The 12369-nt window shown below is 63.9% G+C and carries 11 protein-coding genes and 2 pseudogenes; 11 read left to right on the top strand and 2 right to left on the bottom strand.

The window, feature by feature from the left end:
• Positions 1–28: 28 nt before the first annotated feature.
• Positions 29–919, bottom strand: a complete 891-nt coding sequence (locus M1B34_RS11460) for a LysR family transcriptional regulator (RefSeq protein WP_123331892.1) — start codon at positions 917–919, stop codon at positions 29–31.
• A gap of 170 nt (positions 920–1089) precedes the next feature.
• On the opposite strand from M1B34_RS11460, the gene M1B34_RS11455 reads away from it, so the two are divergent.
• The 9 genes and pseudogenes from M1B34_RS11455 to M1B34_RS11420 all read left to right on the top strand — a co-directional run bounded on the left by M1B34_RS11455 (position 1090) and on the right by M1B34_RS11420 (position 9510).
• Positions 1090–2172, top strand: coding sequence for a 4-oxalomesaconate tautomerase (locus M1B34_RS11455; RefSeq protein WP_123331894.1), 1083 nt, complete (start codon positions 1090–1092; stop codon positions 2170–2172).
• A gap of 48 nt (positions 2173–2220) precedes the next feature.
• Positions 2221–3546, top strand: coding sequence for a C4-dicarboxylate transporter DctA (gene dctA / locus M1B34_RS11450; RefSeq protein ID WP_268265196.1), 1326 nt, complete (start codon positions 2221–2223; stop codon positions 3544–3546).
• Between the two features lie 139 nt (positions 3547–3685).
• On the top strand, positions 3686–4990 hold the full coding sequence (locus M1B34_RS11445; RefSeq protein WP_268265195.1) for a CitMHS family transporter: 1305 nt from the start codon (positions 3686–3688) through the stop codon (positions 4988–4990).
• Positions 4991–5096: 106 nt separating this feature from the next.
• Positions 5097–6349: pseudogene (locus M1B34_RS11440) on the top strand (OprD family porin).
• 44 nt (positions 6350–6393) lie between these two features.
• Positions 6394–7224, top strand: a pseudogene (locus tag M1B34_RS34060) (cache domain-containing protein); the annotation flags it as partial.
• A 36-nt stretch (positions 7225–7260) separates the two neighbouring features.
• A complete protein-coding gene (locus tag M1B34_RS34055) occupies positions 7261–8082 on the top strand; it encodes a methyl-accepting chemotaxis protein (RefSeq protein WP_425273509.1) in 822 nt (273 codons plus the stop codon).
• A gap of 121 nt (positions 8083–8203) precedes the next feature.
• Positions 8204–8635, top strand: a complete 432-nt coding sequence (locus tag M1B34_RS11430) for a DUF4265 domain-containing protein (RefSeq protein WP_268265193.1) — start codon at positions 8204–8206, stop codon at positions 8633–8635.
• 67 nt (positions 8636–8702) lie between these two features.
• The gene (locus M1B34_RS11425; RefSeq protein ID WP_123331905.1) at positions 8703–9095 is read left to right on the top strand and encodes an Imm10 family immunity protein; all 393 of its coding nucleotides are present in this window, start codon (positions 8703–8705) and stop codon (positions 9093–9095) included.
• A 76-nt stretch (positions 9096–9171) separates the two neighbouring features.
• Entirely contained in the window at positions 9172–9510 is a 339-nt protein-coding gene (locus M1B34_RS11420; protein WP_123331907.1) for an FKBP-type peptidyl-prolyl cis-trans isomerase, read from the top strand.
• 89 nt (positions 9511–9599) lie between these two features.
• Here M1B34_RS11420 and M1B34_RS11415 read toward each other — a convergent pair whose 3' ends face one another.
• Positions 9600–10889 carry a diguanylate cyclase domain-containing protein gene (locus M1B34_RS11415; protein WP_268265192.1) on the bottom strand — a complete coding sequence of 430 codons (1290 nt, stop codon included), beginning with the start codon at positions 10887–10889 and terminating at the stop codon, positions 9600–9602.
• A gap of 223 nt (positions 10890–11112) precedes the next feature.
• Here M1B34_RS11415 and M1B34_RS11410 point away from each other — a divergent pair, with 223 nt between their 5' ends.
• Together M1B34_RS11410 and dmeF are read left to right on the top strand one after the other, a co-directional pair.
• The gene (locus tag M1B34_RS11410) at positions 11113–11385 is read left to right on the top strand and encodes a metal/formaldehyde-sensitive transcriptional repressor (protein WP_123331909.1); all 273 of its coding nucleotides are present in this window, start codon (positions 11113–11115) and stop codon (positions 11383–11385) included.
• Between the two features lie 14 nt (positions 11386–11399).
• Positions 11400–12365 carry a CDF family Co(II)/Ni(II) efflux transporter DmeF gene (dmeF, locus tag M1B34_RS11405; protein ID WP_268265191.1) on the top strand — a complete coding sequence of 322 codons (966 nt, stop codon included), beginning with the start codon at positions 11400–11402 and terminating at the stop codon, positions 12363–12365.
• Positions 12366–12369: the final 4 nt, after the last annotated feature.

Below are 12369 nucleotides of genomic sequence, written 5' to 3'. Positions count from 1 at the left end.
TCTCAGCAGGGCCTGGTGGCCCGCGCACTCAATGGGGCCATTGCTCCAGCAGGATCGAGACGAATTTTTCCGCCGCCGGCGACAGCGATGCCCCCCGGCGATACACCAGGCCCAGGGTGCGGTTGACCACCGGCTCGTGCAGCGGAATGCTCACCAGGGTCGGGTGGTCCGCCGCTGGCATGGCCAGGCTCGGCATGGCCGAAACACCGAGGCCGGCTTCCACCATGCCCAGGGATGTGGACAGATGCTGCACCTCGTAGAACCACTGCGGGCGCCAGCTCAAGCCGGACAAAGCGTGGTCCAGCAGCATGCGGTTGCCGCTCAGGCGACCCACGCCGATCAAGCGGTAATCGCTGAGTTCGGACCAGGTCACCGAGCTGCGCTTGGCCAGTTCATGGTCGCGGCGGCAGGCCAGGACAAAGGGCTCGTTGACCAGGGGCACGAACTCGATGTCCGGGTGCTGGCCGCTCATCATGTTGATGCCGAAGTCCGCCTCGCCCCGCAGCACTGCCTCCAGGCCTTCGTTGGCACTGAGGTCGAGCAGGCGGATGCGGATTTTCGGGTAGCGCTCGTTGTACAGGCGGATCACCGAGGGCAGGAAATAGAACGCCGCCGTGGGGATGCAGGCCAGGGTCACCTGGCCGATCTGCCGTTCCGCCAGCTCGCGGATGTTGAGGATCGAGTCGTCGAAATCGTCCAGCAGGCGTCGGGCCTTGGGCAGGAAGTCGCGGCCGACGCTGGTCAGGCTGACTTTGCGCGTGGTGCGGTCGAGGAGGGCGGTGCCCAGGCCCTCTTCAAGCTTCTTGATACGCCGGCTAAGGGCGGGTTGTGACAGGTGCAAGGCATCGGCAGCCTCATGAAAACTCCCCATTTCGGCGATTTTCACGAAAGATCTTATGTCCTGGAGCTCATATTCCATGGTCTTTCCTCAACGCGGGCGACGGGTTGAACGTTGTGCGACACGATATTTAATTCATTCGTAAAACGCAATAATCGCTCTGATCTTTGCATTGGAAACACTTTTGAAACCCTGACACTCTTGTTTCCAGAACATCAATTACCCCGATTGATTAACAAGAGTCAGTGGTCATGCAACGAATTCCTTGTGTGTTGATGCGCGGCGGTACCTCCAAGGGGCCCGTGTTCCTGGCCTGGGACCTGCCGCTGGCCATCCCTGAGCGCGACGAGTTGCTGCTCAACCTGATGGGCTCCGGCCATGAATTGGAAATCGACGGCATCGGTGGCGGCAGCCCGCAAACCAGCAAGGTGGCGATTGTCAGCCCGTCCCTGCACCCGGACGCCGACGTCGACTACCTGTTTGTGCAGGTCATGGTCTCCCAGCGTCGCGTCGACACGGCGCCCAACTGCGGCAACATGCTTTGCGCGGTCGGCCCGTTCGCCATCGAGCAGGGGCTGGTCAAGGCCTCGGGCAACCTGACCCGGGTGCGGATTCGCAACCTCAACACCGGCACCTTTGTGAACGCTGAAGTGCAGACGCCAGACGGCAAGGTCAGCTACGAAGGCGACACCGCCATCGACGGCGTGCCGGGCACTGCTGCTCCGGTGGCCTTGACCTTTCTTGATGCGGCGGGCAGCAAGACCGGCCAACTGTTCCCCACCGGCCATACCCAGGATGTAATCGACGGTATTCCAGTGACCTGCATCGACATGGCCATGCCCATGGTCCTGGTGCAGGCCGCCCAGTTGGGCAAGCGTGGCGATGAGAGCCCGGCCGAACTGGACGCTGACCCATTGTTCCTCCAGCGCCTGGAAAGCCTGCGCCTGCAGGCGGGCCTGGCCATGGGCCTGGGGGACGTCAGCGACAAGGTGATTCCCAAGCCGGTGCTGGTGTCCCAGGCCCAGGCGGGCGGCACGATTTCGGTGCGCTACTTCATGCCCCACAACTGCCACCGGGCCTTGGCCATTACCGGCTCCATCGGCCTGGCCACGGCCTGCGTCACGGCCGGCAGCGTAGTCGCCGATTTGCTGGGCGGGGCCAGTGAGCCACGCCTGCAAAAGGTCCGTATCGAACACCCCAGCGGGGGCATAGATGTCGTATTGTCCTACACCGGAAAAAACGCCGAGACCATCCGCGCCTCGGTGGTGCGTACCGCTCGCCGGCTGTTCTCCGGGTTTGTCTACGCCCCAGCCTCGCAGCGCCTGGCTGGCTAGTCGGCGCTTGTAGCTCCAGTTGCTGTTGCATCAGAACAATTCTAAAAAATGGGTGATGCCATGAAAGTCGTTAAATCGCTCTACTTCCAGATCCTCTGCGCTGTGTTCCTCGGCGTGTTGGTGGGGCACTTCTGGGCCCAACAGGCCATCGCCCTGAAACCCCTGGGTGACGCCTTTATCAAGCTGATCAAAATGATGATCGCGCCGGTGGTGTTTTGCACCATTGTCACCGGCATTGCCGGCATGAGCGACAAGCGTTCCCTGGGTCGCCTACTGAGCAAGACCATGCTGCTGTTCCTCGGCTTGACCGTGATCAGCCTGTTTATCGGCCTGGGGGCGGTGTACCTGTTCCAGCCTGGCGCGGGGATGAACATCGACCCGAGCCGGCTGAGCACCCAGGGCCTGTCCCAGTACACCGACTCGGCGGCCAAACTGGGGGGGGTGGAGTTCTTCATGCACATTATTCCCGAGACCTTTATCGGCGCCTTCAATAAAGGCGAGGTGCTGCCGGTGCTGTTTATCGCGGTGCTCTGCGGCTTTGCCCTATCGTCCCTGGGCGAGCGTGGCAAACCAGTGCTGGACGTGCTGGAATCGGCCTCGCAGATGGTGTTCAAGATCTTCTCCTACCTGATGCGCTTCGCCCCCATCGGTGCGTTTGGCGCCCTGGCCTTTACCGTGGGCCAGTACGGGATCACGTCCCTGGGCTCGCTGGCCAAGCTGATCATGACCCTCTACATCGCCTGCGGCTTCTTTGTCTTCGTGGTCCTGGGCAGCATTTGCCGGGCCCACGGCTTCAGCCTGTGGAAGCTGCTGCGCTACCTGCGTGAAGAGTTCTTGGTGGTGCTGGGCACCTCGTCCACCGAGCCGGTCATGCCGCGCATGCTGGAAAAACTCCAGGCCCTGGGCTGCAAGAAAAGCGTGGTGGGGTTGGTCTTGCCTACTGGCTATTCGTTCAACCTCGACGGCACGGCGATCTACCTGTCCCTGGCGGCGATCTTCATTGCCCAGGCTTGCAACATCGACCTCAGTGCCGGGCAGGTCATCACCATGCTGGCGATCATGTTGCTGTCGTCCAAGGGCGCCGCAGGGGTGACCGGCAGCGGCTTTGTGGCCCTGGCCTCGACCTTGACTGTGATCCACGACATTCCCCTGGCCGGCCTGGCGCTGCTGATCGGCATCGACCGCTTCATGTCCGAAGCCCGCGCCCTCACCAGCCTGGCCAGCAACGCTGTGGCCACGGTGGTGATTTCGATCTCGGAAAACGCCTGCGACCGCCAGGTGTTGCTCGACACCCTCGACGGCCATCCCGCGCCCGTGCTGACAGCCGCTGTCGATGAAACCCGGGACGCGGTGATGGCGCCCAAGCACAGCTAAACGCCCACGCGGTCCCGCTGCACCCCAACACTTTCACTCAATGCCTGCGCCGGGCCCCGTTGATCGGATCGCCCAGCGCCCAGGGGGCCGTGCGCCTGCGCGTCGGCCACGCTGTCCATAACAACAAGAGAATCGACCTATGCTCGCTTTGCTCGGCCTCGCCATGGTGGTGGCCTTCACCTTCCTGATCATGACCAAGCGCCTGTCGCCCATCGTCGCCCTGACGGTGGTGCCCATTGTCTTCGCGGTAATCGGCGGCTTTGGCGGCACCACCGGCAAGATGATGCTCGACGGCCTGAAAATGGTCGCCCCGTCTGCCGCACTGCTGCTGTTCGCCATTCTGTTCTTCGGCCTGATGATCGACGCCGGGCTGTTCGACCCGCTGATCCGCAAGATCCTCAAACGGGTCAACGGCGACCCGGCGAAAATCGCCATCGGCACCGCCTTGCTGTCGCTGGTGGTGGCCCTGGACGGCGACGGCACCACCACCTACATGATCACTTGCGCGGCGATGCTGCCGTTGTACAAGCGCATCGGCATGAACCCGATGATCCTGGCCACCATCGCCATGCTGTCCCTGAGCATCATGAGCGGCATGACCCCCTGGGGCGGCCCGGCGACCCGGGCCATTGCCGCCCTGGGCCTGGATGCCGGCGAGTACTTCGTGCCGTTGTTGCCGACCATGATCGGTGGTGCTGTCTGGGTGGTGTTCGTCGCCTACCTGTTGGGCCGCGCCGAGCGCAAGCGCATTGGCAACACCGAGCTGCAAAGCGGCGGCGGTGACTGCTACATCAAGGCCATTCTGGAAGACACCCCGCACAAGCGGCCGAAGCTGGCCTACATCAACCTGCTGCTGGTGATCGCGGTGATGACCGCCCTGGTCATGGGGCTGATGCACTCGGCCATCCTGTTCCTGATCGGCTTCGTCTTGGCGCTGATGATCAACTACCCGCAACTGGACATTCAGAAGGAACGCATCCTGGCCCACTCGGGCAACGCCATGACCGTGGTCCTGCTGGTGTTCGCCGCCGGTATCTTTGCCGGGATTTTCTCCGGCACCAAGATGGTCGATGCCCTGGCCCAGACCCTGGTGGAATGGATCCCGCCGTCCTGGGGCCACCTGTTCCCGTTGGTGGTGGCGATCACCAGCATGCCGTTGACCTTTGTCCTGTCCAACGACGCCTACTACTTCGGCGTGGTGCCGATCCTGGCCAACGCCGCAGCCGCCTACGGCATCTCGCCCCTGGAAATCGCCCGGGCCTCGATCCTCGGCCAGCCGGTGCACCTGATGAGCCCGTTGGTGGCCTCGACCCTGCTGCTGGTGGGCATGGTCGATCGGGACATCGGCGACTTCCAGAAAGCCACGGTGAAATGGGCGGTGCTGACGTCCCTGGTGATTACCGCCCTGGCCTTGCTCACCGGAGCCCTGACCCTGTTCGTCTGATTCAACCCCAAGTCCATCGCTGTTCCATCACGCGCCTGCCGAGCCAGGCGCGGGGCGAGCTGCACCCTGAATAAAAACAATCCATAACAACAACGAGTAGTACGAGATGAGCCATTTTCTGATTCGCGGGGCGCTTTTTCCATGCTTGAGCCTGCTGCCCCTGGCAGCGGCCGAGGCCAGTGACTTCATCGACGACAGCAGCCTCAAGCTGCAACTGCGCAACGTCTATTTCAACGAAAACTTCCGCGACGAACACGGCATGAGCGCCCGGGCGGCGCGCACCGCCAAGAGCGAGCGCACCGAGTGGGCCCAGGGCTTTCTGTTGGATTACCAGTCCGGCTTCACCCCGGGCACCCTTGGCTTCGGGGTCGATGCCCTGGGCCTGCTGGGGGTCAAGCTGGACTCCGGTCGTGGCCGCAGCGGCACGGGCTTGATGCCGGTGCATGACGATGGGCGTGCGGCCGGCGAGTTCGCCAGCGCCGGGGCCACGGCCAAGGTGCGCCTGGCCAAGACCACCCTCAAATACGGCACCTTGCTGCCCAAGAACCCGGTGCTGATCTACAACGATGCACGCCTGCTGCCCCAGACCTACCAAGCACCCAGGTCACCAGCAGCGACATTGAAAACCTGACCCTGACCGGCGGCTACCTGGACCGCTTCAAGCTGCGCGATTCCACCGACAGCGTGGCGCTGGTGCCTGACGGTTACGGCGGCGACAAATCCGGGGACTTCCGCTATGCCGGGGCCGATTACAAATGGGGCAAGAACCTGCGCCTGAGCTACTTCCATGGCGAGTTGGAAAACTTCTACCGGCAGAACTTCGCCGGCGTGCAGCACGACCTGCCCCTGGGCAGCGGGGTATTGACCAGTGACCTGCGCTACTTCCACAGCAGCGACAGCGGATCGGCCTACGGCGGCAAGATCGACAACAACCTGCTCAGCGGCCAGCTTTCCTACGCCATTGCCGGCCACACCTTCGGCGGCGGTTACCAAAAGCTCAGCGGCGACGCCGGCCTGCCTTATATCAGCGGCGCCACGGTTTATTCCTTCAGCAACGTCGGCATCGGCAAATTCATCGAGGAGGGCGAGAAGACCTGGATGCTCAGCTACGGCTACAACTTCGCCACCCTTGGCGTGCCGGGGCTGACGTTTTCCACCCGTTACCTGAGCGGCAACGACGGCCAGTCCGACACCGCGATCAAGGAATGGGAGCGTGATGCCGAGCTGGCCTACGTGGTGCAGCAGGGCACTTTCAAAGGGTTGGGGGTCAAGCTGCGCAACTACGTGTACCGCTCGGACTTCTCCCGTGGGCGCGACAGCAACCGCATCTACTTCACCTACGACATCGCCCTCTGGTAAGGCGCCGTCCGCTGCCTGCCGCCCGGGCGGGCAGCGCTGTTCTGATGAAGGAGTGCGGCATGTCGTTCAAACGCAAAATGCTCCTGCTGAGCCTGTTGCCGGTGCTGGTGCTGGCCGTGCTGCTGAGCCTTGGCATCAGTTTCACCCTGTTGTCCCAGGCCGAGCAGGAAGTGGGCCAGACCCGCGAGCGGCTGCTCCAGGAAAGCCGTTCGCGGCTGACGGACTACGCCGCCATCGCGCGCACCGCCGTGGCCGATCTCTATGCCTCGGCGAGCGCTGGGGACCTGGCCAGCCGCGCCCAGGCCATTGCCCGGCTGTCGCAGATCAAGTACGCCGAGGACGGTTACTTCATCGGCTACGACAGCCAAGTGGTGCGCCTGTTTCGCGGTGACAGCCGTGAAGGCGTGGGCAGCAACATGAGCGAGCGCAAGGACCGCAATGGCGTCTACCTGAACCGCGAGATGGTGGCCGCGGCGAAGAACGACAGCCACTTCGTCGAGTACGCCGGGGCTCTGGTCAACACCGATCAGGTGGTGCCCAAGCTGGCCTACAGTTTTTACCTGGCCAAGTGGGACCTGGTGGTGGTCACCGCCATCAACCTGGACCGCATCGACGCTCAGGTCGAGCAGGTGCGGACCGACATCCACCAGCGTGTGCGGCAACTGTTGTTGGGCATTGCCCTGAGCGCCCTGGTGCTGTGGCTCGGCCTCGGAGCCCTGGCCCTGTGGCTGGTCAACGGCAGCCTGCGGCCCTTGACCCGGATTCGCCAGAGCCTCGATGAAATCGCCGCGGGCGGCGGTGACCTGACCCGGCGCCTGGTGGTGACCCGTGACGATGAGCTGGGGCAACTGGCGGCGTCGTTCAATGGTTTTGTCGACACCATCCATGGGCTGGTCAGCCAGATCGCCGACATGACCCGCCAGCTCAACGGCGCCGTGGGCCATGTGGCCGAGCAGAGCCGGCAGATGGACCAGGCCATGGCGCAGCAACGCCAGGAAACCGAACAGGTGGCAGCGGCCATCAACCAGATGTCGTCGGCGGCCCAAGAGGTGGCCGGCAGCGCCCAAAGCGCCTCGGTCGCGGCATTGGCCAGTGATCGCCAGTCGCGCCAGGCGCGAAGTGTGGTGGACGCCAGTGTGGCGCGGATTCAGGTGCTCACCGCGGACCTGGGCCACAGCGGTGTGTCCCTGCAAGGGTTGCAAACCGATGTGGCGGCCATCGTCACCGTGCTTGATGTGATCCGCGCGATTGCCGAGCAGACCAACCTGTTGGCCCTCAACGCCGCCATCGAAGCCGCTCGGGCCGGGGAGGCCGGCCGCGGCTTTGCCGTGGTCGCCGATGAAGTCCGTGCCCTGGCCAGCCGTACCCAGGGCAGCACCGCGGAAATCCACGGCATGGTCGAGCGCCTCAAGCGCGCCACCGGCAGCGTGGTCGGGGCCATGGAGCAATCCAGCCGGGCCGGGCAGGGCGCCAGTGTCCAGGCTGATCAGGCCGGGCAGGCGCTGGGCGAAATCGTCGAGCTGATCGCCACCATCAACGCCATGAACGCCCACATCGCCAGTGCTGCCGAGGAGCAGACCGCCGTGGCCGAGGCCATCAACCGCAGCGTGCACCAGATCGCCCGGGCCATCGACGCTGTGGCCGAACAGAGCCAGCTTGGGGTCAGGACCGTGGAAGACCTGTACGGCATCGGCCATCGCCTGGAAACCTTGGTGGGGCAGTTCAGGATCTGAGCCACGGGTTGGCGGTGAGCGACACGGATTGCCATGCGTCGGCAATTCTGCGAAAAAGCACTCCCCGTTCCACGGCGTGACCAGCGCCGGGAACCTCTTTTTAGCGTGCCAGGGACAGGTGATGGACAAGATCATGCTCAGGTTGGCGGTCGTCGACGACTATCCGCCGGCATCCAGTGAAGGTGTCTGGGCCGAGCTACAGCCCTCAGGGTTCTACCGCATCGCCAATATTCCGTTCTATTCCCAGGAGGTTTGCCTGGAGGATGAGGTTGAAGTGCGCGTGGAAGAGGACGGCTTGAAGTGGTTTCATCAGGTCGCCCGCAGCAGTGGCAACAGCACCTTGCGCCTGATATTCATGGCGGCCGGCAAGGAGCGGGTGGCCGAAGTCCTGGAACGGTTGGTCGACATGGGCTGCCGCTGGGAAGGGTTCAGTGCACTGTTCCATTCGGTCAATGTGCCCGCTGCCGTGTCGTTGGACCGCGTACTGGATTACCTGTCGCAGGCCTTCGAAGAGGAATGGCTGGACTATGAAACCGGGCTGTTGCGTCAGTGACGGCCTTTACCGCCTGCCGGTCGGCCAGGGGCTGGCAGGCATGGCCCTTGGAAAGGAGTCAGTTGTCATGAGTTGGATGTTTCAGGCAACCACCTACAGTGCCTACACCGAGGACGAGGTGCAGATTCTGGGGTTCGCCGATGACGCGGCGCAGCCCGAGCACTATCTGCTGTTGCAGCGTGCCGAGGACGTTGACGAGCAGGACGTGGCCTTGGGCATGGACAGCTACTACGTGGAGCTGGGTGGGCAAGGGCTGGCCGGCTACGGCGGCATCGAGCGAGCGCTGTTGGCGCCGGGCCGCCTGACCCTGCACTTTTCCCCGGCGGTTGCCTGGTGCCAGGCGCTGCCCAGCCTGGAGGTGCAGTGGGACGTGGAACTGGCACCGGTCGAAGCCGTGCAGGCGGCGCTGACGCAGATGTTTCTCGACACCACGACCCTTCTCCAGAAACAGCCGGAGTGATTGCCAAGCGCCGGCAATTCTGCGAAAACGCTGCCCGCAGTCCCCAAGCGGGGCGATGGTTGAATGAGAGTGAGCGATGAGCGACCAATTGCAGGTGATCGATATCCAGCTGGGCGATGGCAAGGAGGCGGTCAAGGGCGCCTTGATCACCACCCAGTACCGGGGTTTTCTGGAGGACGGCACGCCGTTCGACTCGTCCTATGAGCGCGGCAAGCCGTTCCAGTGCGTGATTGGTACCGGCCGAGTGATCAAGGGGTGGGACCAGGGGCTGATGGGCATGAAAGTCGGCGGCAAGCGCAAGCTGCTGGTGCCGGCGCACCTGGGCTACGGCGAACGCAGCATGGGCGCGATCCCGCCGAACGCCAACCTGGTGTTCGAGCTCGAGCTGCTGGAAGTGCTGACCCGCGACGACTGATCGCGTCCAGTTCTAGCGTTACGGGCGGCATTCCCACGCTCTGCGTGGTAACCCAGCCGGGGCCGCTCCGCGTTCCGCCCTTAGTGCGGTCAGTGGCCCAGTCGGTACTGATTGTTGCCGCTGCGCTTGGCTTCGTACATGGCCAGGTCGGCGATGTGGATCAACTGATCCATGGTCGGCCCATGGTCGGGGAACACCGCGACCCCGAGGCTGCTGTCGATGGAGCGCAGGTCGTTGCCGATGGTCAGGGGCGGCGCCAGTTCGCTGAAGATCTTTTCACAGATGCGGTGGGCCTCGTCTTGCAGGCTGCTGCCCGGGGTCAGGCCTTCGAGGATCACCACGAATTCGTCGCCGCCGATCCGCGCCACGGTGTCGGACACCCGCAGGATATTTTTCAAACGCTCGGCAGTGGCCGTCAGCACCCGGTCACCAGCGGCGTGGCCGTACTGGTCATTGATGGCCTTGAACCCATTGAGGTCGACAAACACCAGGGCCACCCGGGTGTCGTTGCGGCGCGCCTGTTCAAGGGCATTGGCCAGGCGGCTTTCCAATACCAGGCGGTTGGGCAGGCCGGTCAGGGCATCGAAGTGCGCCAGCTGGTGCAACTGGCTGGCGGAGACTTTTTCGTCGGTGATGTCGCGCACCACGCCCATCATCTTGATGGTGGTGTCGTGGACGTTCTTCACCACGTTGCCGGTTTCCCGCAGCCAGTGGATGCTGCCGTCCGGCCAGATCACCCGGTATTCCTCATCGTGGTTCTGCCCGGTTTCCAGGCAGCGAATTTCCCCGGCGCGCACCTTGGCCCGGTCCTCGGGGTGCACGCAGGAACAGAAGAGTTGGTAGGAGGGCACCACCTCGCCGACCTTGAAGCCGAACATGCCGTAGATGGCTTCCGACCAGAACAGCTTCTCGGTGTCGACGTCCCAGTCCCAGGTGCCGATCCGCGCGAAGTACTGGCTGCGCTTGTAGCGCTCGGCGTCGTCCGGGCTGGCCGGGGCTTCCCGGGTCGGGTGCAGCAGCAACAGGCTGCCGCCGCCATCGGCAGCCGGTAGGTAAGTGATGTCTGTCGAGCGCTGTTCGCCGTCGCCGCGAACCACCAGGGTGCGTTGGCGCCCGCCATCGTGGGCGACTTCGTCGAGCCGGGGAAACCAGCGGGCCAGCGTCGACCCTTTGAGCGATGTGTCGGCCTGGCCCAGGAGCGTGGCCGCCAGGCGATTGTGCTGGCGCACGATGCCCTTGGCGTCGGTCAGCAGCAGGCCATCAGTCAGGCGCTCGGCCAATTGCCGATAGCGCCGCCGTTGCTGGCGCGCCTGATGCTCGCGCCAGAGCGCAAACAGGCCCAGCAAGACCAGGGCGAGGGCCAGCACAAGGTTGAGCAAGGCAGTGCTCATCGGGTCGGCAACAGCATGAGCAGGGTGTCCTGAGGGGGTTGTGGCGCGGCGCCATATTACTCCAGGGACTTGGGGCACAGCAGCATTTTCGGCCAGGTAAACCGGCCGTTTTCTGGGGGGCGGGCCGGCGCCGGCATTTTTTGCGCCGAGGATTGTGCGCAACGCCGGGATGGGTAACTATGCCGAGCCTATAGGTATAGGGGGTAGGGGTATGTCGCACACTCACGCACAGAAAGATGAGCTGCTCAAACGCGTCCGGCGCATTCTCGGCCAGGTCCAGGCGGTGGAGCGGGCCCTGGAGTCCGGCGCCGAATGCGCCAAAACCCTGCACTTGGTGGCCGCCACCCGAGGCGCCATCAATGGCCTGATGGGGGAAATCATCGAGGCCCATGCCCTGGAGCATGTGGCCAACCCCGAGCTCAGCGATGAGGAACGGGCCCAGGGCGTGGACGAACTGTTGCAAGCCATTCGCCGTTATTCCTGATTGAGGTCGAGCCCATGAGCCTTTCCGCACACGCATCGCGCTTGACCCACGAGCATCAGTTCCTCGGTGCTGGCCATGATGAAAACGCCCGGCGCACCCTGTGGGTGGTGGCGTTGACCCTGGTGATGATGGTGGGCGAGATCGCCGCCGGCTACATCACCGGCTCCATGGCCTTGCTGGCCGACGGTTTTCACATGGCGACCCACGCCGGTGCCTTGGGCATTGCCGCTGCGGCCTATGGTTTTGCCCGGCGCCATGCCAGCAGCGCTCGGTTCAGCTTTGGCACCGGCAAGGTCGGTGACCTGGCGGGGTTTGCCTCGGCGATGATTCTCGCTTTGGTGGCCCTGGGCATTGGCGCCGAATCGCTGTTGCGACTGTGGCAGCCGACCCAGGTGGCGTTCACCGAAGCGACCCTGATCGCGGTACTGGGCTTGGCGGTGAATATCCTCAGTGCCTTCTTGTTATCGGGCAGCCATCACCATGCCGGTCATGATCATCACGATCATCATGGCCATGCTCACGACCACCCGCATCCGCACCCGGATCATGGCCCGGCCCACCAGCACGACAACAACCTGCGTTCGGCCTATGTGCATGTGCTGGCCGATGCCCTGACCTCGGTGCTGGCGATTGCCGCCTTGCTCGCCGGGCGTTACCTGGGCTGGGTCTGGCTGGATCCGTTGATGGGCCTGGTGGGCGCTCTGGTGATTGCGCGCTGGGCCTACAGCCTGCTCAAGTCCAGTGCCGCGGTGTTGCTGGATGCCAGCGACGAGCCCCTGGCCGCCGAGATCCGCCAGTTGGTCGAGGCCCCAGGAGATGCACGCATCACTGATCTGCATGTGTGGCAGGTCGGCCCCCAGGCGCGGGCGGCCATCGTCAGCGTGCTGGCCCCGGCCTCCCTGAGTGCCGAAGCGTTGCGCGAGCGTTTGGCAGCGGTGCATGAGTTGACGCACCTGACCCTGGAATACCGCAGCCTGTAAGCGC

It is taken from the genome of Pseudomonas morbosilactucae (assembly GCF_023241715.1).
Classification (GTDB): domain Bacteria; phylum Pseudomonadota; class Gammaproteobacteria; order Pseudomonadales; family Pseudomonadaceae; genus Aquipseudomonas; species Aquipseudomonas morbosilactucae.
This window is presented reverse-complemented; position numbering and strand designations above follow the sequence as displayed.